Genomic DNA, 21,944 nt, shown 5'->3' on the forward strand with positions numbered 1-21,944 from the left:
CTTTCTGTGCCGTGTTCTGTTAACCTGATCGACATCACCCGGGCCTGCTTGTCCGAGTAGCGTGGACACGCTGCTGCTCGTGGCCTGCGCCGCATCAGGAAACGGAGATTCGTCAACATGGCCACTGATCGTGTGAGCCTGATTCATTTCGATAAATTGAGCATGAGCCCCGCTGCGGCCGATCGCTTCCAGCAGGCCCTCGACGCCCTGGAAACGCTGAAACTGCAGGATCGTTATGTCTACCTCATCGCGCCTTATCTGGGTGATATCGCCGACGCCTCCGATGCTGAACAATTGGCCACTGCCGTCGAGCAAGGCCTGCGCGTGGTCGACGAGCTGCTGAGCGGCAAGTCGGTCACCAAGGCTAAGGCCGACGAGGTGCGCGAGGTTTTCCAGCGGGCAGGGGCGCGCGCGCGGCTGGAACTGACCGCCTGAAGCAGCTTATTGTCTAGGGCCCAGCACAGGGATCGAGGTATCACAGCGTCGTCTGCCGGAGGTCTCGCATGATCAAGGGTTGGGTTGGCCTGTTGTGCCTTGGGCTACTGCCACTGCTGGCAATGGCTGCCGAGCCGTGTAAACGGCTTACCGCCACTGGAAACCCGGAATATCCCCCCTACCTTTGGCATGACCCCCTGGACCCGCACCATCTGATTGGGGCCAATGCGGATCTGGTCACGCGCCTGGCCAACAGCCTTGGCCTGGAAATCGACGTCCTCTATGTAGGCCCTTGGTCCAGGGCCCAGGAAGAGGTTCGTACCGGCAGGGTCGACCTGATGGCCGGCTACTTCATCACCGACGCCCGCCAGCAGCAAATGGACTTCATCCTGCCGGCGTTTCTCTACACGCCGAGCGTGATCTGGGCCCGTCGGGGGCATGGCTTCGTCTACGGGCAATGGTCGGACCTGCAGGGGCTCAAGGGTGGAACGCTGGTCAATAACAGTCACGGCCAGCCGTTCGATGCTTACGCCAAGCAGCACCTGACGCTCGAAGCGGTGCCCAGCGCCAGGCAAGCTTTCGAAAAGCTGATGCACGGGCGCAGTGACTATGTAATCTATGAGCAGTACCCAGGCCTAGCCCTGGCGCGCACCTTGGGCATCGACCAGCAGGTGCTGGTGCTGCAGCCGCCTGTCTCCAGCGAAGGCCTGTACCTGGCCCTGTCCAAGGCTTCGCCGTGCAATCAGCCGGCGCTGCGCGAAGCCCTGAGCCGGGCGATGCAGCAGCTCAACGCGCAGGAGGTACCGCAGCAGCTGCTCAAACTCAACCTGGAGCGCAGCCGCTAAGGCCTTCCGGTGCTCGAATGCGCGGCATGGGTCAGCGCATCTGCAGGATGATCGGACTAGGGCTGGCAGGATCGGTATCTTTGCGCAGCTTGGCCACTGCCGCGGCTTCGACGGCGTTGCCGTGGTTACCCCAGGCACTTCGGATATAGCTCAGCACCTCTGCTGTTTCCTGATCGCTCAGTTGTGCACGCATGGCGGGCATGCGGTAGGCATCGGGCCTGCCATCGGCCACGGCCCGCTGCGACCCGTTCAGGGTGATGTTGATGGCTGAAGCAGCCTCCTTTGCAAGCAACGAAGTGGCGCCGGCCAAGGGCGGCATCCACTCACCCTGGCCCTTGCCGTCCATGCCGTGGCAGGTAGCACAGCGCGCCATGTACGTGCGTACGCCTGGGCGCTCCAGCTGGGCGAGCGTCGGCTCAGGCTGGTACTGCCAGGGTTTGCCATCTCGGGATGGATCGCCGGGCAGTGCCTTGAGGTAGTGGGCGATGGCCTGTAGATCGCCATCGGTCATGAACTGCGTGGAGTTGTTGAATGCCTCGGTCATCGAGCCGAAGACCACGGCATGTCGATTGCGACCGGTCTTGAGAAACTGCACCACCTCAGCTTCGTTCCAGCGGCCAAGGCCGGTGTTAGGGTCATTGCGCAAACTGGGCGCGTACCAGCCGTCGAGCAAGGCGCCTGCGAGATACGGGGCGCCTGACTCGTCGAAGGCTTTTTCATTGAAAGCCAGGCCTCGGGGGGTATGGCAGCTGCCGCAGTGCCCAGGCCCCTGCACGATGTAGGCGCCGCGATTCCACAGTGCATTCTGGTCGTCCTTCGCCACGTAAGGGCTCGCAGGTGCGAACGCGCCGTTCCACAGGGCGATGGGCCAGCGTAGGTTCAATGGCCAAGGTATGTCGCCAGGCGTGTTCGGCTGTCGTGCAGGCTGAACACTGCGCATGAAGAAGGCGTAAAGCGCACGTATGTCGTCGTCGCTGAGCTTGGCGTAGGAGGGGTACGGCATGGCGGGATAGAGGCGGCGCCCGCCAGGCGCCACACCGTGGCGCACGGCCCGGTCGAAGTCGGCCAGCGAGTAGGCGCCGATGCCTGTCTCCGGGTCGGGTGTGATGTTGGTGGCGTGGATCGTGCCAAGCGGGGTAGCCATCTCGAGCCCCCCGGCCATCGGCGGTTCGCCAGGCAGGCTGTGGCAGGCGACGCAATCGCCCAGCCTTGCGACGTATTCCCCGCGACTGATCAATGCCGGGTCGTCGGTGGCGCGTGCCTGCTCATCAGAGAACGGCGAGGCAGGTTCACGGGTGACGTACCAACCGGCCAGGCCGGCGGCGACCGCGCAGGGCAGCAACAGCCAGCCAAGGGTTCTAGCAGTACGAGGGTGCATGGCGGCGTCCTTGTCGGTCAGTTGAAGGTATGACGGCTCATGGGCAGGCTGCGAACCCGTTGTCCGGTCAGTTGGGCCACGGCATTGGCCACCGCCGGTGCTACCGCGGGCAACGGTGGCTCGCCGATACCGCCCATCTTCGCGCCACTCTCAACGATGCGTACATGTACCCGAGCCATGCGCGCAGGCGGCAGGATCGGGTACAGGTCATAGTTGCGCGCACGCGGCATGCCATCGACGTACACCGCTTCCTCGACCAGCGTCTGCGACAACCCCAAGGCCACCGCGCCATTGACCTGGTGCTCGATAATGGCCGGATTGACGATGCTACCCGGATCGATCGCCTGCCAGATGTCGTGGACCTTCACTTGGCCGTCTTCGATGGAGACCTCGGCGATCACGGCCGCTTCGGACCCGAAAGGGGACGCCATCGCCAAGCCTCGGGCCCGCCGCGTGCCATCCTCGGCAGTGAAAGGCCCTCGTTTCCAGCCCCCTGAAAGCTCGACGACCGCTTGCAACAACTGGGTCAGGCGCGGGTTGTCTCGCAGCAGGTGCCGACGAAGGGCCAGAGGGTCCTGGCCTCCTTTGTCCGCCAGCTCGTCCAGGAAAGACTCATAGAAGAAGTCATTGAGCGAGTTGCCCACCGACCGCCAATAACCGAGCATGGCCGGGCCTTTGACGTACACCTGTGCGATGCGCTTGTTGGCTATGGCATAGGCCTTGCCCGATAGCCCTTCCAGTGCCGTGGGGTCGACCTTGTCACCTTGCTTGCCGGCCAGGGCTTCGGTGGGGCCTTCCGTGGCGCTGACCGCCTCCAGGACTACCGGCAAGCCTTCGGCATCGAGCCCGGCGCGGAACTTGACCGCGGCGACAGGGCGTAGCACATCGCGAAGGAACTCTTCCTCGCGGCTCCAGATCAGCTTGACGGGCTGGCCTACCGCCTTGGCCAGGGCGATGGCCTGCGGGTAAGGGTTGGCGGACTCATACAGGAAGTGTCGACCGAAGAAGCCGCCAAGCAGCGGCGAGTGCAGCGTAATCTGGTCGGGTGACAGCCCGGTACGCTTGGCGATGTCATCGCGGAACATGTCGGGCGCCTGGTTGGGCAGCCAGACCTCCAGTGTGCCGTCGGGGTTGAAGCGGGCCAGGGCAGAAGGGGGCTCGAGCTGGGCATGGTTCAGGTACTGGTTGTGGTAGCTGGCCTCGACGGTGGTCACGGCGTTGTCCAGCGCGCTTGCCACGTCTCCGGCCGTTTCTTCATCACGGGTTGGACCCGTGGCACTGGCCAGGTGCTGGAGCCAGCCGTCGCTGGAAAAATCCGCCGGCATGGCCCGCACGGTGGAATCTGCGGCTGGCTCCAGCCACTGTACTTGCAGTGCCTCGACCGCACGCTTGGCGTGCCACCAACGCGGTGCAACCACCGCTACAGCACCGGGCAGGCGATGCACCGAGTGCACGCCCTTCATGGCAGCCACCTGTGCCTCATTGCGCACCTGGCCCACCGTCATGCCCAGGCGAGGGGCATGCTGCACGGCGGCATGAAGCATATTAGGCACGCTGAGGTCGATGCAGTACATGGCCTTGCCGGTGGACTTGTCGTATGCATCCAGGCGCCGAACTGGCTTGCCAATCCAGCGAAAGTGGGCAGGATCACGAAGCTTGACGGTGGCGGGGTCGGGCACCGGCAGGTCCATGGCGCGTTTGGCCAGTTCGCCGTACGCAAGCGTGCGCCCTGACGTGGTATGTACTACGGTACCCGGCGTCGTGGTGAGCTCGCCCACCGCGACACCCAGTTGCTGCGCAGCGGCTTGCAGCAACATCGCCCGCGCCAGTGCGCCCAGGCGGCGCATGGTGGGGTAGCTCATGCGTACGGACATGCTGCCGCCGGTGATGCGCATGCCGTTTTCCATCACCACATAGGCTTGGCCAGGTGGGGCGCTGTCCACGATGAAGTGAGCAGGATCCACATCCAGCTCCTCACCAACAATCTGCGCCATGGCGGTGAACGGTCCTTGGCCGCCTTCCATGAACGGACTGAGCAGACGGACCGTGCCATCCGGTCGAATTTCCAGGAACGCCGGTACCTGGGTGCCTCGCTGCGCATCGGCAGCAGCTTGCACACGCGCAACGCCCGTCGGCAGGCCGAAGCCCAGGACCAATGCGCCTGCAGCCGTGCCGACGAGGAAGCGGCGACGCGAGAGATTGACGGTTTCGCCAGCTTGCAATCTATGCAGTTCAGCAACGGGATCAGGCGTGCTCATCAGGCTTTGGCTCCCTGCGCTAGGTCATGCATGGCTGCATGAATAGCGTTGTAGGTGCCGCAGCGGCACAGGTTGATCATGGCTGCATCGATCTGCTCGGCGCTGGGTGCCGGGGTATGCTTGAGCAGCGCGGTCGCTGCCATTACCTGACCGGATTGGCAGTACCCGCATTGCGCGACCTGGTGTTCCACCCAAGCCGCTACCACCCGCTTGCCCACAGGGTCCGCCTCGATCGCCTCAATGGTCGACACGTGTCGGCCAACCACGCCGGACACCGGGGTTACGCAGGCGCGCACCACAACGCCGTCCACCAGCACCGAGCAAGCCCCGCACTGGGCTAGGCCGCAGCCATACTTGGTGCCGGTCATGCCCAGATCGTCGCGGATCACCCACAAAAGGGGCGTGTCGGCGTCTGCATCGACCTGGTGGGTCGTACCGTTGATGAGTAGTTCCATGGTTCACCTGCCAGTCATCGGTTAGCGCTGTTCTTGTCATGATCGTGGGGTGCGTCGCCCCGTGTAGAAACGCTAGCACAGCGCTGAACCGGTGCCTGCGCCAGGCTGTGCAGATACAGAGGATCAGGCAAGGATTTCCCCGGAATGCGCAAGCGCGAGGCCGCCATTGACGCGCATGCCGGTCGGGGAGGATTTCCGCTGTGAAAAACCGGATAATGCCGACCATTGTGTTTTGCACGCTTAAAATCACGGTAAACCCGCATGGAAATCAAGGTCAATTTTCTCGACAATCTCCGTCTCGAAGCCAAGTTCGATGACTTCACGGTGATCGCCGATCAACCGATCCGCTACAAGGGCGATGGCTCGGCCCCTGGGCCATTCGACTATTTCCTGGCGTCCTCGGCGCTGTGCGCGGCTTACTTCGTCAAGCTCTACTGCCAGACACGCGGCATTCCCACCGAAAACATACGCCTGTCGCAGAACAACATCGTCGACCCCGAGAACCGCTACAACCAGGTGTTCAAGATCCAGGTGGAGCTGCCGGAAGACATCACCGACAAGGACCGCCAGGGCATCTTGCGTTCGATCGAGCGCTGCACGGTCAAGAAGGTGGTGCAGACCGGTCCGCAATTCGTGATCGAGGTGGTCGACAACCTCGATGCCGATGCCCAGGGTTTGCTCATGCCGGTGGCCGAAACCAGCACCCGTATCCCTGGCAAGGACCTGCCACTGGAACAGACGATTGCCAACATGTCCGGCATCCTGGCCGACCTCGGCATGAAGATCGAAATTGCTTCGTGGCGCAACATCGTGCCCAACGTCTGGTCGTTGCATGTGCGCGATGCGCAGTCGCCCATGTGCTTCACCAATGGCAAGGGCGCTACCAAAGAAGCGGCGCTGGCGTCTGCCCTGGGCGAATTCATCGAGCGGCTGAACTGCAATTTCTTCTACAACGATCAGTTCTGGGGAGAGGAGCTGGCCAATGCGGCGTTCGTGCACTACCCGGACGAACAGTGGTTCAAGCCTGGCCCTCGGGATGCCCTGCCTGACGAAATCCTCGACGCGCATTGCCTGGCCATCTATAACCCCGATGGCGAACTGCGCGGCTCGCACCTGTACGACACCAACTCGGGCAACACCGCCCGGGGCATCTGTTCGCTGCCGTTCGTGCGCCAATCAGACCAGCAGGTGGTGTACTTCCCGTCGAACCTGATCGAGAACCTGTTCCTGAGCAACGGCATGAGCGCGGGCAACACGCTGGCCGAAGCGCAGGTGCAGTGCTTGTCCGAAATCTTCGAGCGTGCGGTCAAGCGTGAAATCCTCGAAGGCGAGCTGTGCCTGCCGGACGTTCCCGCCGAGGTGCTGGCCCGCTATCCGTCCATCGTCGCGGGTATCCAGGGGCTGGAGGAGCAGGGCTTCCCAGTACTGGTCAAGGACGCCTCGCTGGGTGGCGAATTCCCGGTGATGTGCGTCACCCTGATGAACCCGCGCACCGGTGGTGTGTTCGCTTCGTTCGGTGCGCACCCAAGCCTTGAGGTGGCCTTGGAGCGCAGCTTGACCGAACTGCTGCAGGGCCGCAGCTTCGAAGGTTTGAACGACCTGCCACAGCCCACCTTCGAAAGCCACGCCCTGACCGAGCCGAACAATTTCGTCGAGCATTTCATCGACTCCAGCGGTGTTGTGTCGTGGCGCTTCTTCAGCGCCAAGGCTGACTTCGAGTTCGTCGATTGGGATTTCACTGCCCAGGGCGAAGGTGCCAATGCGCAGGAGGCAGCCACCTTGTTCGGCATCCTCGAAGACCTTGGCAAAGAGGTCTACATGGCCGTGTACGACAACCTCGGGGCAATCGCCTGCCGAATCCTGGTGCCAGGCTATTCGGAAATCTACCCGGTCGAGGACCTGATCTGGGACAACACCAACCGGGCGCTTTCTTTCCGCGCCGACATCCTCAACCTGCACCGCCTGGACAATCGCTCGCTCAAGCTGCTGCTCAAACGCCTGGACAATTGCGATGTCGATGACTACACCACCATCACCACGCTGATTGGCGTTGAATTCGACGACAACACGGTATGGGGGCAACTGACCATCCTTGAGCTCAAGCTGCTCATCTGCCTGGCCGTGCAGCGCTTCGAGGAGGCCAAAGAGCTGGTCGAGGCGTTTCTTCAGTTCAACGACAACACCGTGGAACGGGGGCTGTTCTACCAGGCGCTTAATGTGGCATTGGAAGTGCAATTGGACGATGAACTGGACATGGCCGACTACGAAGTCAATTTCCGCCGCATGTTCGGCAACCCGCGCATGGATGCGGTGCTGGGCTCGATCGAGGGAAGCGTGCGCTTCCACGGCCTGACCCCGACCAGCATGAAGCTCGAAGGGCTGGATCGCCACCTGCGTCTGATCGACAGCTACAAGAAGCTGCACGCCGCTCGGGCGCGACTGGCCTGACGTCTGGCAGGCATGCGGGCCTGGATAGGCCGCGTATGCCACGAAGGGCAGCGGTTCGGGGTTTTTTGCAGGATATTTCAGCTATGTATGGCTGAACTATCGGCTCGTCAAGGTGCTCATTTGCTAGGCGCACCCTGCGTATCCCCGCGGGCCGTCTCTCGTCGGCCCCGGTCACTGAACGAAAAGGAGGCACCGTGACCGTTTCCGACCCTACCCTGTACCGCTGCAGACCCGGCCCGCTGCATGCATTATTGTTGGCGGGCACCGTGCCACTGTTCCTGGGGGCAATGATTAGTGACATTGCCTACTACAACAGCTACCAGATCCAATGGAGCAACTTTGCCGCCTGGCTGATCGCAGGCGGGTTGGTGTTCTGCGGGCTGGCCCTGCTGTTCGCCCTGGCCAACCTGATCAGCGCTCGACACAAGACCGGGCGGCCAACCCTTTACTTCTTGCTCTTGCTGGTGACGTGGGTGCTGGGGTTGGTCAACGCCTTCGAGCATGCCAAGGACGCCTGGGCTGTGATGCCGTCCGGGCTGGTACTGTCGGTGATCGTGACCGTGCTCGCTGTGGTGACGGCATGGCTTGGCTTGAGCAACCTGCGTTCGGGAGGTGAAGCATGAGAGCGCTGCACGCTGTGAGCTTGTTGTCCCTTTCGCTGTTGCTGGCGGCTTGCGGCGGTGAGGGTGACCCCACCCAGGCCCGTGGGCCTGACCCGAAGCTGCCCGAGCCCCAGCGCGGTCTGCTGCCCAGCATGAAGATCGCCGAGCCGGTGGCCTGGGGGCAGCAAAAGCCGACCGTGCCCGACGGTTTCAGCATCACGGCCATCGCGACCGACTTGAAGATCCCGCGTCAGAGCCTGGTGCTTCCCAATGGCGACATCCTGGTGGCCGAAGGGCGGGGCGGCAGCGCTGCCAAACTCAAGCCCAAGGATGTGATCGCCAGCCAGATCAAGGCCAAGGGCAATACCCAGGTCAAGGGCGGCAACCGCCTGACCCTGTTGCGCGATGCCGATGGTGATGGCAAGTATGAGCTGCAGACCGTCTTTGCCGAGAACCTGAATGCGCCTTATGGCCTGGCATTTGCCGATGGCAAGTTGTACGTGGCCAATCAGGATGCGCTGGTGCGCTTCGACTACCGCGACGGCCAGACAAAGGCCGACGGCCCGCCGGTCAAGCTCACCGACCTGCCGGCCGAGGTCAACCACCACTGGACCAAAGCCCTGACCATCAGCCCGGACGGCCGCTTCCTCTATGTCGGCATCGGTTCGAACAGCAACATCACCGAGCGCGGCCTTGAGGTCGAGATCGACCGTGCGATGGTATGGGAAGTCGATGCCCAGACGGGCGCACATCGGCCCTACGCCACCGGGCTGCGCAACCCCACTGCACTGGCTATCCAGCCGGGTACCGGGCAGCTCTGGACAGTGGTCAACGAGCGCGACGAACTGGGCCCAGACCTGGTCCCCGACTACCTGACGTCCGTGCGTGAGGGCGGCTTTTACGGCTGGCCCTACAGCTACTGGGGGCAGAACGTCGACGACCGAGTGCGGCCGCAGAATCCTGACAAAGTAGCTGCGGCGATCAAGCCCGACTACAGCCTGGGGTCGCATGTCGCGGCGCTGGGTGTCGACTTCTCAACGGCCGCCATGGGCCAAGGCTTTGCCGAGGGGGTGTTCGTGGGCGAGCACGGCAGCTGGAACAGGCCGAACCCGGTTGGCTACAAGGTCATCTTCGTGCCGTTCAGCAACGGCAAGCCGGCAGGCGAGCCCATCGATTTCGCCACCGGCTTTCGAGGTGAAGATGGCAAGACGCGTGGGCGTCCAGTGGGTGTGACAGTCGATCCGCGTGGGGCATTGATCATTGCGGACGATCTGGCCAACACCGTCTGGCGGGTGACGCGCAACTGATGCAATCGGCTGCAGGGGCGGGACTGTCCGCCCCTATGGCTTACTCTCTAGGATCACGGCGATTACGCCTTGGCGTAGCCACGCAGATTCGCTATTCGCCACACGAATAGTTTCCATCTCAGCTTTCGATTTCCATGCGAGGCGTCAATAGCCTCATGCTGAACCCCGTCCTGTCTAGCGAGAACGGTCATGTTCAGTAAATCCATGATGATAGTGCTGTTACCCATTGTTTTGGCGTTGATTGCTGGCGCGGTTCTGCCGTTTCAAGCGGCAGGCAATGCCGCTGCAGGCAGGGCGCTCGGTCACTGGCTGTGGGGCGCATTTGCGTCGCTTGCCGTCAGCGCCGTGGTTGTCATTGCAGCGCTGCTGGTGTTGCGGGTACCTGCGCCTGACATCGGCAGGGCGCTGCAGGGGCCATGGTGGCTCTGGATCGGCGGTGTGCTGGGCGCCCTGTATGTGGCAGGGGCGGCGGCGCTGACGCCCAAGCTTGGAGCGGCAGGCTTTCTGGTGCTGGTGGTGGCAGGGCAGATCGTTACGGCGGTGGTTGCTGATCATTTTGCCATCATGAACCTGCCTGGCAGGCCCTTGGGGCTGGCGCGAATTTTCGGACTTGTGATGATCCTGGCCGGCGTGTGGTTGGTGCAGAGTCAGTGTGCCGCCGGTACACCCAGCAAAATCGAGCCCGCGGTGCAGCGCTCAAGCCACGATCAAACCTCTGGCTGACAGCATGCCAGCACCGTCTCGCGCAGCCAGCGATGCCCTGCATCACCCTGCTTGCGGCTGTGCCAGGCTTGCCGGTAATCGATGCTGTCCAAAGGCAGCGGGGGGACGAACTCGCACAGCCCCCCATGGGCAGGCAGCGGGGCGAGGGCCCGTCGCGCTACGGTCAGAATCAGGTCGGTATCTTTCACTACTTCTACGGCTGCGCTCCAGTGCGGCAGCGCCAGGGCAATGTGCCGGCGCTGACCTTGGGAGGCCAGTGCACGGTCAATCTCATCGAAGGCGTCGGGGCGCGTAGCCACCAGCACATGGGGGCGCGCCAACCACTGGCTCAAACTCAATTTGCCCGTGGCCGGCAGCGTCTGATGGTCAGCCACGCTTACGAAGCGATCTGCAAACAGTGACTGGGCGGTGATGCCTTGAGGTAATTCCGGAAAGACCCCCAGCGCCAGGTCCAGTTCTCCATCGAGCAATTGAGCCACCATTGCCTCGCGACTGGCCTGGCTGACCGCCAGGTCGATGCCCGGGGCAACGCGCCGCACATGGCGCAGCACAGGTGGCAGGATGATCCGTGCTGCATAGTCCGACAGCGAGAGACGGAAGCGTCGCCGGGCCTGCGTAGCATCGAATTGGGGCGTGCTCAGCAGCCCCTCCAGATTGGCCAATGCGTCCTCCAGCGGTTGGGCCAACGCCTGAGCCCGCGCGGTGAGCGTCATCGTGCCACCCTGACGTACCAGCAGAGGATCATCGAAATGCTCGCGCAACTGCGCCAGCGCATGGCTGACGGCCGGCTGGCTGCGGTGCAGGCGAATGGCAGCGCGTGTTACATGCCGCTCGGTAAGCAGGGCGTGCAGGGCCAGCAGCAGGTTCAGGTCGATTCGGCGCAATTGATCCATGGTTCGTGGGTCTGATCCGTAAGGGGGCAGGGGCCAAGCCTAACAAATGCGCGCCTGCACCGCTGGCGGCACTACACGACCTCACCGGTGATTGCCGTTATACTGCGCACCTGTTCGATTTTTTCCGAGTATTTCGATGGGTCTTTCCGCTACCGTTTCACCTGAACCGCGCCGTCTGGGCGCACCCCTTGTCGCGTTGGGTCTACTGATAGCTGGCGCTTGGTTCCTGGATGTCAATGCAGGCTTCAGGCAGGTCCTGCTTCTGCTGCTGGGGGCTGCGCTGGGCCTGACGTTGTATCACGCCGCCTTCGGCTTCACCTCAGCCTGGCGCGTGTTCATCAATGAGCGGCGCGGCGCCGGCTTGCGTGCGCAGATGGTCATGCTGGCGCTGGCCGTACTGCTGTTCTTCCCGGCGCTTGCAGCCGGCAACCTGTTCGGCACACCCGTGACGGGCCTTGTGGCACCGGCCGGGGTGTCCGTCGTGTTCGGGGCTTTCATCTTCGGCATCGGCATGCAACTGGGGGGCGGCTGCGCGTCGGGCACCTTGTTCACCGTTGGCGGCGGCAATGCCCGCATGCTGGTAACCCTGCTGTTCTTCATCATCGGTTCCGTGACCGCCACGCACCACGCCGACTGGTGGTTTGCCTTGCCATCCTTGCCTGCGACCTCAATCGTGCAGGCATGGGGCCTGGTACCTGCCTTGCTGGTGAGCCTGGGCGTGTTCGGCCTGATCGCCTGGGTCACTGTGCACCTGGAAAAGCGCCGCCACGGCAGGCTTGAACAGCCCGAGCAGCATGACCGGGCAGGTCTGCAACGCTTTGTGCGAGGCCCCTGGCCGTTGCTCTGGGGCGCCGTCGCGTTGGCCGTGCTCAACTATGCCACCCTGGCCTTGGCTGGACGGCCCTGGGGCATCACCTCAGCCTTCGCCTTATGGGGCGCCAAGGTGCTGGACAGCCTGGGTGTTCAGGTGAGCAGCTGGGTGTTCTGGCAGGCACCGGCAAATGCCAAAGCATTGGCTTCGCCGGTCTGGCAGGATGTGACCACCGTCATGGACCTGGGCATCGTGGTGGGGGCGTTGCTTGCAGCAGGCCTTGCCGGGCGTTTTGCGCCAAGCCTGAAGATCCCGCTGCCGTCATTGATCGCCGCCGTCATCGGCGGCCTGTTGCTGGGCTACGGCTCGCGCCTGGCCTACGGCTGCAATATCGGCGCTTATTTCAGCGGTATCGCTTCAGGGAGCCTGCACGGCTGGCTATGGCTGATCGCCGCCTACCTGGGCAACGTGATCGGGGTGCGGCTGCGCCCTGCGTTCTTTGCAGGGGAGCGTCGCGCGACGACCTTGACCGGCTGTTAAGGCGAAGGGCTGGCCCGTTGATACCCGACTGGGCCATTCAACGCAAGGTTCGAAATGGCTGAACCAAGCATGGCGGGAAGGGTAGTTGCTAATATTTTTTATCAACTATGTTTAGTAACTAGTTGATATGTATAGCTATCTGCGTGCCAGCGCATGTTGCACACATTGCTCCTGATAGGTTTTGCTGATGGCAGCAGGTGAGAGCCTCGAGCGACTGTTATAGGTCTGCTCGGTAATGCCGAAGGCGGTCATGCGCATCCACGGCTTGGCGAACTTGCGTGCCTGCAGCTTCTTGCGCGCGGTATACAGCGTGATCCCAGACAGCTTGGCCTGCTGGGCCTGGGCTGCAATCTGGGCGCCCCACTTGCAGGCTTGGCGATCGTTCTGAGTCAAAGGTCGGGCGTTGGCGCCGATACCTGCCGTAGCCAGCAGGCAGCCCGTCGTGATTGCTAGAATTACTCGCATGTTCCTGTCCTAAGCTTCTGAAGGAAAAGGAAGTTTGCCTCCTCCTTCCAAAGCCGGGGGCCAGCAGTTTGCCTTCAGGCCAGCGCAGCTTTGGCGCCTGTGCTGGCATGTTCGCGCAGGCTGTACCAGGCAATAGCCGCTACCCACAGCACGCCCACCCCATAATTGAGGCGCTGGTAAAGCCCGAACAATTCGCCGCTCTGCATGGCCTGGCCCATGAACCCGACTGTGACAAGTGCCCCAAGGGTACAGGCCAGCGAGAAGACCGCCAGGGCGCGCGAGTGCGCGATGCGGGCGCCAAGCCAGATCCACAGGGCACTGGCGAGGGTCAAGGACAAGAACATCAACAGCCCGGACAGGTTGTGCAACTGCTGCGACGTGGAAGGCTGTTCAGGCGCGCAGCCCTGGTCGCAGGCGAACCATCCCGTGCCCAAGCTGCCAACGGCGTGCAGCAACAACAGCACTGCACTGACCATGGCCAGCCGGGAGCCGCGCCAGCGCCGGGCAATGCCCCATGCGAACAAGGCGAACAGTAGCGCTAACGGGAAATTGTTCACCAGCGGGGAAAGATGATGGGTTGGGGCACCGACGGCGCCAAGCTGGCTCATGGCCAATTGCAGATGATCGTAGCCGGGGTAGGCCATGGCGGTCAGCGTAACGCCCAGAGCTAGCCACAATGGAATGAGCAAGCCACAGCTGAGCAGTGATCGATCGAGCAATTTCATGCAGGCATCCTTCCGTGGAAAGCCCGGACCTTAACAAACGGTCTGGTGATAGCGCCAGCACCGATAGCGTTGCAGCCGTATGTGATCGTACAACTGCCTGCGCTATCATGGCGGCTGTCTTTCAAGGTGAAGCCCAGGGCATGTCAGATCTACAACCACCGCCACGGGCCAGGCGCAAGCCGCGCAGCCTGGCCCAGGAACTTGTCACAGTGCTGACCGAACGCATCCGCAGTGGTCAACTCAAGCGCGGTGACAAGCTGCCGACCGAATCGCAGATCATGGCTGAGGAAGGGGTCAGCCGCACGGTCGTGCGTGAGGCGATCTCGCGCTTGCAAGCCGCCGGGCAGGTGGAGACCCGTCACGGTATCGGTACCTTCGTGCTGGACGCTCCGCCGGTCGGGGGGCTGCGCATCGACCCGGCCACGGTGGTGACGCTGCGCGAAGTACTTGCGGTACTGGAGCTGCGCATCGCCCTCGAAATCGAATCGGCCAGCCTGGCGGCTCAGCGACGCAGCGATGAAGAGCTGGCCGGGATGCGCGCAGCCCTCGATGAGCTAAATGAACAAGCAGCCCATGCTACCGACGCAGTGTCCGCGGACTTTCAATTCCACCTGCGCATTGCCCAGGCCAGCGGTAATCACTATTTCGCCGACATCATCAACCACCTGGGCACCAGCATCATCCCTCGAACCCGCCTCAACTCTGCTCGCCTGGCCCACGACGACCAGCCCCATTACATGAGCCGGTTGATGCATGAGCACGAAGCGATCTATGAGGCGATTGCTCGCCAGGACAGTGAAGGGGCGAAGATGGCCATGCGCATGCACCTGAGCAACAGTCGGGAGCGGCTGCGCCAAGCCCATGAGCGGGCGCAGGTGAGCGGGGCGTGACCTAACCGCCCCAGCCTCCGGGTGTCTCTCATCCCGGCTAATGACTCAAGATCTACCTTGGAGCGCTTCTTCACTCCACTGGCCATTGACCAACCGGCGCAACCCCAGCGGATTGCTGTCGCGCAGCGGCTCGGGCAGCAGCGCCTGGGGGTAGTTCTGGTAGCACACCGGCCGCAGGAATCGGTCGATGGCCAACGTGCCGACAGACGTGCCCCGAGCGTCCGAGGTGGCGGGGTACGGGCCGCCGTGGACCATGGCATCGCATACTTCCACACCTGTTGGATAGCCGTTGACCAGGATGCGGCCGACCTTTTCCTCAAGCAGCGGTACCAACCAGGCGAACGCAGCAAAGTCTTCCGGCTCGCCGATCAGCGTCGCGGTCAGTTGGCCTCTCAGGCCCTGCAGGGCGCTGCGCAGTTGTTCCTCGTCGCGCGCTTGCACCGCTACTGTCGTCGGACCGAAGACTTCTTCCTGCAAAAGCGGGTCGGACGCCACTAGCAGGCGGGCCTCGGCTTTGAACAGTTGTGCACGTGCCTGGGGGCCTGTCTGCGGCTGGCCGGCCAGGTGCACGATGCCGTCATGGGCGTGAAGGTGATCCAGCCCACTGACATAGCTTCGCAGGCCACCTGCATTGAGCATGGTCTGGCCGGCCTGTTGGTCCAGATGGGTGCCCAAGTCTTCGAGGAATTGGCTGAAAGCGGACGATTGCAGGCCTATCACCAACCCCGGGTTGGTGCAGAACTGCCCAGCCCCCATGCAAACGGAGCCTGCCAGTTCACGCGCAATGGCTTCGCCGCGCTTGGCCAGCGCCCCGGGCAGGACAATCACCGGGTTGATGCTCGACATTTCGGCAAACACCGGGATCGGCTGGGGGCGCTCGGCGGCCATGCGGCACAGGGCATCGCCACCTTTGAGCGAGCCGGTGAAGCCCACTGCCTGGATGGCCGGATGCTTGACCAATGGCTCACCCACGCCTGCCCCGAACACCATGTTGAACACACCTTTGGGCATGCCGGTACGGGCGACCGCGCGTTCGATGGCACAACCGACCAGGTCGGCGGTGGCCATATGGCCGCTGTGCGCCTTGAATACCACCGGGCAACCGGCAGCCAGTGCAGCAGCGGTGTCACCACCGGCGGTAGAGAAGGCCAGGGGGAAGTTGCTAGCGCCGAACACCGCTACAGGACCAACGCCGATGCGCATCTGTCGCAGGTCCACCCGCGGCAGCGGCTTACGGTCTGGTTGGGCCAGGTCGATGCGCGCACCCAGATAGTCGCCTCGGCGCAGCACCTGAGCAAACAGGCGCATCTGACCACTGGTCCTGCCGCGCTCACCCTGGATCCGAGCTGTCGGTAAGGCGGTTTCACGGCACACGATCGCCACGAAGGCATCGTCGAGCGCATCGAGCTCCGCGGCAATGGCGTCCAGAAACTCGGCGCGGCGTGCCGGTGGCAATTGGCGAAACCCTGCGAAGGCGGCCTGTGCGGCCTCGGCCGCCTCGGTCACCTCGCCCTCGGTGGCTTGTGCGAAGCTATAGGGCAGGGGCTCGCCAGTGGTGGCATCCAGGCTTTGCAGGCGCTGCGTGCCGGCTGCGCTGCGCTGGCTGGCGATGAAGTTGTGGCCAAGAATCTCTGGCATCTGGAACTCCTCAAGGACAAGGGATCAGGTAATGGGTGCGGGATTGAACAGGGTGATGTCGTTATGCAGGCGGTGTTGCTCGGCCCAGGTGTGTTTGCGCCCGCTGGCCACGTCCAGGTAGAAGTGGAATAGCTCCCAGCCCAGCTCCTCGATGGTGCTGCGGCCCGTGGCGATGCGCCCGGCGTCAATGTCGATGAGGTCCGGCCAGCGCTGCGCCAGCTCGGTGCGGGTGCACACCTTCACTACCGGCGCCATCGCCAGGCCATAGGGCGTACCGCGGCCGGTAGTGAACACATGCAGGTTCATCCCGGCGGCCAGCTGCAGGGTGCCGCAGACGAAGTCGCTGGCAGGGGTGGCACAGAAGATAAGCCCCTTGCCGCTCACCCGTTCCCCTGGCCCGAGCACACCTTGAATGGCGCCGCTGCCTGACTTGACGATCGAGCCCAGTGCTTTCTCGACAATGTTCGACAAGCCGCCTTTCTTGTTGCCTGGCGTGGTATTGGCGCTGCGATCGGCAGCGCCCTGGTGCAGGTAGCGGTCGTACCAGTCCATTTCGCGTACCAGCGCATCGGCCACCTGCCGGTCCTGGGTGCGGGAGGTAAGCATGTAGATGGCGTCGCGCACCTCGGTCACTTCTGAGAACAGCACCGTTGCACCGGCCCGCACGAGCAGGTCTGCCGCGTAGCCAAGTGCCGGGTTGGCGGTGATGCCCGAGAAGGCATCGCTGCCGCCGCACTGCATGCCCAGGATCAACTCACTGGCCGGCACGGTCTCGCGCCTGCGCTTGTCGAGTTTCTTCAGGCGGGTTTCGGCCAGGGCCATGATCTGCTCGATCATCTCAGTGAAGCCCAGGCTTGCGTCCTGCAGGCGATACAGCCAGGGCTCGCTGAGGTCGACCGAGGGGTCGTCGTCGTGCATCACCTGGCTGGCCTGCAGTTTTTCACAACCCAGGCTGATGACCAGCGCTTCGCCACCCAGGTTGGGGTTGCGCGCCAGGTTGCGCACGGTGCGGATGGGGATATAGGCATCGCGGGCATTGATGGCCACGCCGCAGCCGTAGCTGTGGGTGAGGGCGACCACATCGTCCACATTCCGATAGCGCGGCAGCAGCTCGTGGCGGATGCGCTTGACGGCATGCTCCAGCACCCCAGTGACGCATTGCACGGTGGTGGTGATACCCAGGATATTACGAGTGCCAACCGTGCCGTCGGCATTGCGATAGCCTTCGAAGGTATGGCCCTGCAGCGGCGGTTGTGGCTGGGGAACTGCATCGCAGCATGGCAGATTGTCCAGCTCAGGCGGGGCGGGCATGGCCAGCTGCCCCTCCTGCACCCAACTGCCCTGGCGCAGGTCCTCAAGGGCATAACCGATCACCTGGCCATAGCGTCGAACCGCTTGGCCCTTGGGGATAGGCACGGTGGCCACCTTGTGGCTCTGCGGCACGTCTTCTACCAGGGTCAGCCCGTCGACGAACCGGGCCCCTTCGCCCAGGCCGCCGTCATTGACCACCACCACGACATTGTCGTCCTCGTGCAGGCGGATGTAGCGCGGCGATTCGGAATGTTCGATCAGCTGCATGTTCGGGCCCTATTGTTCAGGTTCTCAGGCTTTTGTACGTGCGTGCGCACGGGCTAGTCCGTGCGCACGTGCTCAATCAGTGACGCGGGCTGGCAAGCTGGGCATCCGGCACTGACGCCGGCTTGGACTCAGGCGACTCTTCGCGCAGCTCGATTCGCTTGATGGGGCCGACGATCACCAGGTAGCTCAGTACTGCCACCAGCGCGTTGGCGCCCACATAGACCAGCGCCCACTTGAACGAGCCGGTGGCGCTGATGATGTAGCCAATCACGATAGGCGTTGTGATCGAGGCGATGTTGCCGAAGGTATTGAACAGCCCGCCGGACAGGCCGGCGATCTGCTTGGGGGAGGTGTCGGCCACCACTGCCCAGCCCAACGCACCTATGCCTTTGCCGAAGAAAGCGAGGGTCATGAAGCCCACCACCATCCATTCGGCATCGACGTAGTTGCAGAACACCATGGTGGTGGACAACATCAGGCCGCACACGATGGGCAGTTTGCGCGAGAAGGTCAGCGAATGGCCGCGGCGCAGCAGCCAGTCCGAGATCACGCCGCCCAGTACCCCACCGATGAAGCCACAGATGGCTGGCAGCGAAGCGATGAACCCTGCTTTGAGGATGGTCATGCCCCGTTCCTGAACCAGGTACACCGGGAACCAGGTCAGGAAGAAGTAGGTGATGGCGTTGATGCAGTACTGGCCAAGGTACACACCCAGGAGCATGCGGCTGGTCAGCAATTGCTTGATGTAGCCCCACTTGGGCCCGTCGTTGCCGCGCTTGTGGTCCATGTCCACCAAGCCGCCGTTCTGCTCGATGTGTTCAAGCTCGGCGGGGCTGATACGCGGGTGCTGGCGGGGGTTGTAGATGGTCTTGAGCCATATGATCGAGAAAAGGATGCCCAGCACGCCCATGACCACGAACACATGCTCCCAGCCGAAGCTGAACACGATCCAGCCCATCAGCGGTGCGAACAGGGCAGTGGCAAAATACTGCGCCGAGTTGAAGATCGCCGAGGCCGTGCCGCGCTCCTGGGTCGGAAACCAGGCGGCGACGATGCGGGCGTTGCCGGGGAACGACGGCGCTTCGGCAAAACCGACCAGAAAACGCAGGGTAAACAGAGTGACCACTGCCCAGGCCACCGGCAGGCCGCCGACGAAGCCTTGCAGCAAGGTGAACAGTGACCAGGTGAAGATGCTGAATGCATAGACGTTTTTTGAGCCGAAGCGATCGAGCAACCATCCGCCGGGGATCTGTCCGGCCACATAGGCCCAGCCGAAGGCCGAGAATATGTAGCCCAGGGTGACGGCGTCGATGCCCAGGTCTTTTTGCAGGCTCGACCCTGCAATGGCGATGGTTGCGCGGTCGGCGTAGTTGATCGTGGTCACCACGAACAGCATGAACAGGATCAGGTAGCGCACATGCGTTTTCTTCGTCGCTTGCATGCTGGTAGTACTCCCACTAGTTATTGTTGTGCGGGGTCTTCGATTTATGCCGGAGTAAGACGAGCCCACTCCGGACGCGGCGCTGGCAGGCGCCGCGAGGGTTTACTGCGGCCCCATCTTGTCCATCAGGGCCGCAAGCATTTCGTACTCATCGGGGCTCAGGTCGGTCAGTGGGGCACGAACCGGGCCTGCATCATGGCCGGCAATGCGGGCACCCGCCTTGACGATGCTGACGGCGTAACCGGCCTTGCGGTTACGAATGTCCAGGTAGGGCAGGAAGAAGTCGTCGATCAGCTTGGCCACGGTGGCATGATCGTCCCGGGCAATGGCGTGGTAGAAGTCCATGGCGGTCTTGGGGATGAAGTTGAATACCGCCGATGAATACACCGGCACGCCCAGCGCTTTGTACGCCGCAGCGTAAACTTCGGCAGTCGGTAGCCCGCCCAGGTAGCTGAAACGCTCACCCAGCCGGCGGCGGATCGACACCATCAGTTCAATGTCACCCAAGCCGTCCTTGTAGCCGATCAGGTTCGGGCACCGCTCGGCCAATTGTTCGAGCAAGGTGGCGTTGAGGCGACAGACGTTGCGGTTATAGACCACCACCCCGATGTTGACCGACTGGCACACGGCCTCTACATGGGCGGCGACGCCATCCTGGCTGGCTTCGGTGAGGTAGTGCGGCAGCAACAGCAACCCCTTGGCACCCAGGCGCTCGGCTTGCTGCGCATACTCGATGGCCTGGCGGGTTGCACCACCAACGCCCGCCAGGATAGGTACCGACGTGGCGCAGGTGTCCACCGCTGTCTTGATGACCTGGCTGTATTCGCTGGCAGCCAGGGAGAAGAATTCGCCCGTACCCCCGGCGGCGAACAGCGCACTTGCGCCGTATGGGGCCAACCATTCCAGGCGTTTGATGTAGCCGGCCTGATTGAAATCGCCCTGCGCATCGAAGTCGGTGACAGGAAACGACAGCAAGCCGTGGGAGAGGATGGATTTCAGTTCTTGTGGGTTCATTGTTATAGGCATCCAGACGCTTGGGTGGGAGTGATGCGGTGTATTTGAGGTAAGTTATCGTACAACCTCTTTCAAGACCAGTCCCTTAGGGAGGTTTTTTTGGTCGGGCTGATTTAAGGGTGGCGTCGATGACTCGCCATGGCGGGGTGATAGCGTGCGGCAGGGGCCGTGGACAGCGGGTTCTGCTGTCAGGTCATCGTATCTCTAGGGTTAGGCAGTTGCATCCACAAACGACTGGGGCGGCCTTGCGCCGCCCCATGCTTTACTGCTCGCATGCGTGCGAGTGATCAGGCAGCCTGTTGAGGCTTGCCCTGTACCTTGCGCACGTGCGCTCTACACGCATCGCCAAACGCCTGGAAGATCTTGATCGAATCAGGATTCTTGGCAGCTTGCCACTCTGGGTGCCATTGCACGGCAAAGAGAAAGGGCGAAAGGCTCGGGGCATGAATGGCCTCGACGAGCCCGTCTTCGGCGTGGGCAATAGCTTCGATGCCCTTGCCCAGGTTGCGCAGCCCTTGGCCGTGCAGGGAGTTGACGCGAATCTCATCCGTGCCAAGGGTGTCGCGCAGCCAGCTACCGGGCTTGATCTTCACGCTGTGGGCCTGCGCGTACTGCACCTCGACAGGGTCTTCCGGGTTTTCGCGGTGATCATTGAAGCCAGGCTCGGCGTAGACCTTCTGATAGATGTCCCCGCCCAGCGCCACGTTGATTTCCTGCATGCCCCGGCACACGCCGAAGATGGGCAGGCCGCGCTTGATTGCGGCCTTGACCAGCGGAATGTCGAACAGGTCGCGGTTCTTGTCCTGGCCCTTGCCCGGGGTCTCGTTCTCCTGGCCATACAGCGCTGGGTCGATGTTGCTGCCCGCACCCGTCAAGTACACGCCGTCGGCCATGTCCAGGTAGGTCTCCAGTGCCTCGGTGCCACAGCAGGTGGGCACCAGGACCGGGACGCAATCGGCGAAGTCGACCAGCGGGGTGATGTATTTGTGGGTCATGACTTGGTAGTCATGGCCTTTGCGCTCTTGGGTACCCATGGTCATCAGAACGATGGGTTTGCGCAGGGAAGGTTGCTTGTTGCCAATGTTGCTGTTGGACATATGTCACCTTGGGACAGGTTGAACCTGTCGTTGTTGTGCAGGTGCAAGGCGCGCGGCGCTGGTGCAACCTGGGGCCCCGAGCACTGCCGACTCGTCGGCGTCGACGATGTCGGTCGGGACTTGGTGTTAGATTGCCAGAGCCGTTTGATATGTCAAACGGCTGCAGCCGGTCTCTAAGCCCGGATTGCGGGGTCGACCGGGCTATAAGTCAGCGCCGGCGTGGGTTTGGCTGGGGCGAGGGTCAATAATACTTAACGACGCAGTCGACTCATTGCAGCGGCGCAATGATCCACGGGTTTCATGTGCTAGCCGTTGAGGTTGTGAGGTTGATCTGACCGGATCGCGTGGCCCTGCCAGCATGCGTGGGTTAGTCTGCTGAGCTGTTGCGGTGCAGCTCAACC

General features: G+C 62.7%; 19 protein-coding genes. 8 read left to right on the forward strand and 11 right to left on the reverse strand.

What is annotated here, in order from left to right:
• The first annotated feature begins 117 nt into the window (after positions 1–117).
• On the forward strand, positions 118–435 hold the full coding sequence (locus B2J77_RS09735; protein WP_058605375.1) for a hypothetical protein: 318 nt from the start codon (positions 118–120) through the stop codon (positions 433–435).
• Positions 436–503: 68 nt separating this feature from the next.
• The gene (locus tag B2J77_RS09740) at positions 504–1,280 is read left to right on the forward strand and encodes a substrate-binding periplasmic protein (protein ID WP_078478520.1); all 777 of its coding nucleotides are present in this window, start codon (positions 504–506) and stop codon (positions 1,278–1,280) included.
• A 31-nt stretch (positions 1,281–1,311) separates the two neighbouring features.
• On the opposite strand, the gene B2J77_RS09745 is transcribed toward B2J77_RS09740, so the two are convergent.
• The 3 genes from B2J77_RS09745 to B2J77_RS09755 are packed head-to-tail and all read right to left on the reverse strand — an operon-like array spanning position 1,312 to position 5,371.
• Positions 1,312–2,658: a c-type cytochrome gene (locus tag B2J77_RS09745; RefSeq protein WP_078478521.1), complete on the reverse strand. Its 1,347-nt coding sequence runs from the start codon at positions 2,656–2,658 to the stop codon at positions 1,312–1,314.
• A 17-nt stretch (positions 2,659–2,675) separates the two neighbouring features.
• The gene (locus B2J77_RS09750; protein ID WP_078478522.1) at positions 2,676–4,916 is read right to left on the reverse strand and encodes a xanthine dehydrogenase family protein molybdopterin-binding subunit; all 2,241 of its coding nucleotides are present in this window, start codon (positions 4,914–4,916) and stop codon (positions 2,676–2,678) included.
• Positions 4,916–5,371: a (2Fe-2S)-binding protein gene (locus tag B2J77_RS09755; protein ID WP_058638345.1), complete on the reverse strand. Its 456-nt coding sequence runs from the start codon at positions 5,369–5,371 to the stop codon at positions 4,916–4,918. The genes B2J77_RS09750 and B2J77_RS09755 overlap by 1 nt, the downstream gene beginning before the upstream one ends.
• Positions 5,372–5,632: 261 nt before the next feature.
• Between B2J77_RS09755 and B2J77_RS09760 the strand changes: the two genes are divergently transcribed.
• From B2J77_RS09760 to B2J77_RS09775, 4 genes are all read left to right on the forward strand, one after another.
• Positions 5,633–7,819: an OsmC domain/YcaO domain-containing protein gene (locus B2J77_RS09760; RefSeq protein ID WP_058638344.1), complete on the forward strand. Its 2,187-nt coding sequence runs from the start codon at positions 5,633–5,635 to the stop codon at positions 7,817–7,819.
• Between the two features lie 194 nt (positions 7,820–8,013).
• Positions 8,014–8,442 (forward strand): DUF2231 domain-containing protein, encoded by a 429-nt coding sequence (locus B2J77_RS09765; RefSeq protein WP_058638343.1) that lies wholly within the window; start codon positions 8,014–8,016, stop codon positions 8,440–8,442.
• Complete coding sequence (locus B2J77_RS09770) at positions 8,439–9,728, forward strand: PQQ-dependent sugar dehydrogenase (protein WP_078478523.1); 1,290 nt, start codon at positions 8,439–8,441, stop codon at positions 9,726–9,728. The genes B2J77_RS09765 and B2J77_RS09770 overlap by 4 nt, the downstream gene beginning before the upstream one ends.
• Before the next feature lie 189 nt (positions 9,729–9,917).
• Positions 9,918–10,451, forward strand: a complete 534-nt coding sequence (locus B2J77_RS09775; RefSeq protein ID WP_058638341.1) for a DMT family transporter — start codon at positions 9,918–9,920, stop codon at positions 10,449–10,451.
• On the opposite strand, the gene B2J77_RS09780 is transcribed toward B2J77_RS09775, so the two are convergent.
• Positions 10,436–11,344, reverse strand: coding sequence for a LysR family transcriptional regulator (locus tag B2J77_RS09780; RefSeq protein WP_078478524.1), 909 nt, complete (start codon positions 11,342–11,344; stop codon positions 10,436–10,438). The two genes, B2J77_RS09775 and B2J77_RS09780, sit on opposite strands and share 16 nt — an antisense overlap.
• A 136-nt stretch (positions 11,345–11,480) precedes the next feature.
• On the opposite strand from B2J77_RS09780, the gene B2J77_RS09785 reads away from it, so the two are divergent.
• Positions 11,481–12,695 (forward strand): YeeE/YedE family protein, encoded by a 1,215-nt coding sequence (locus B2J77_RS09785; RefSeq protein WP_078478525.1) that lies wholly within the window; start codon positions 11,481–11,483, stop codon positions 12,693–12,695.
• Between the two features lie 135 nt (positions 12,696–12,830).
• Here B2J77_RS09785 and B2J77_RS09790 read toward each other — a convergent pair whose 3' ends face one another.
• Positions 12,831–13,160 carry a hypothetical protein gene (locus tag B2J77_RS09790; RefSeq protein WP_078478526.1) on the reverse strand — a complete coding sequence of 110 codons (330 nt, stop codon included), beginning with the start codon at positions 13,158–13,160 and terminating at the stop codon, positions 12,831–12,833.
• Between the two features lie 74 nt (positions 13,161–13,234).
• A complete protein-coding gene (locus tag B2J77_RS09795) occupies positions 13,235–13,885 on the reverse strand; it encodes a DUF998 domain-containing protein (protein ID WP_078478527.1) in 651 nt (216 codons plus the stop codon).
• Positions 13,886–14,025: 140 nt separating this feature from the next.
• Here B2J77_RS09795 and B2J77_RS09800 point away from each other — a divergent pair, with 140 nt between their 5' ends.
• A complete protein-coding gene (locus B2J77_RS09800) occupies positions 14,026–14,775 on the forward strand; it encodes a FadR/GntR family transcriptional regulator (protein WP_058638384.1) in 750 nt (249 codons plus the stop codon).
• 45 nt (positions 14,776–14,820) lie between these two features.
• Here the strand turns inward: B2J77_RS09800 and B2J77_RS09805 are convergent, their stop codons facing one another.
• The 5 genes from B2J77_RS09805 to B2J77_RS09825 all read right to left on the reverse strand — a co-directional run bounded on the left by B2J77_RS09805 (position 14,821) and on the right by B2J77_RS09825 (position 21,543).
• Positions 14,821–16,413, reverse strand: coding sequence for an aldehyde dehydrogenase (NADP(+)) (locus B2J77_RS09805; protein ID WP_078478528.1), 1,593 nt, complete (start codon positions 16,411–16,413; stop codon positions 14,821–14,823).
• 24 nt (positions 16,414–16,437) lie between these two features.
• Positions 16,438–17,991: a galactarate dehydratase gene (garD, locus tag B2J77_RS09810; protein ID WP_078478529.1), complete on the reverse strand. Its 1,554-nt coding sequence runs from the start codon at positions 17,989–17,991 to the stop codon at positions 16,438–16,440.
• A 76-nt stretch (positions 17,992–18,067) separates the two neighbouring features.
• Positions 18,068–19,432 carry an MFS transporter gene (locus B2J77_RS09815; protein ID WP_058638335.1) on the reverse strand — a complete coding sequence of 455 codons (1,365 nt, stop codon included), beginning with the start codon at positions 19,430–19,432 and terminating at the stop codon, positions 18,068–18,070.
• Positions 19,433–19,534: 102 nt separating this feature from the next.
• Positions 19,535–20,446, reverse strand: coding sequence for a 5-dehydro-4-deoxyglucarate dehydratase (gene kdgD, locus B2J77_RS09820; RefSeq protein WP_078478530.1), 912 nt, complete (start codon positions 20,444–20,446; stop codon positions 19,535–19,537).
• Positions 20,447–20,733: 287 nt separating this feature from the next.
• Positions 20,734–21,543 (reverse strand): gamma-glutamyl-gamma-aminobutyrate hydrolase family protein, encoded by an 810-nt coding sequence (locus tag B2J77_RS09825; protein WP_058605392.1) that lies wholly within the window; start codon positions 21,541–21,543, stop codon positions 20,734–20,736.
• Positions 21,544–21,944 lie beyond the last annotated feature (401 nt).

Source organism: Pseudomonas parafulva, assembly GCF_002021815.1.
In the GTDB taxonomy this organism is placed as follows: Bacteria; Pseudomonadota; Gammaproteobacteria; order Pseudomonadales; family Pseudomonadaceae; genus Aquipseudomonas; species Aquipseudomonas parafulva_B.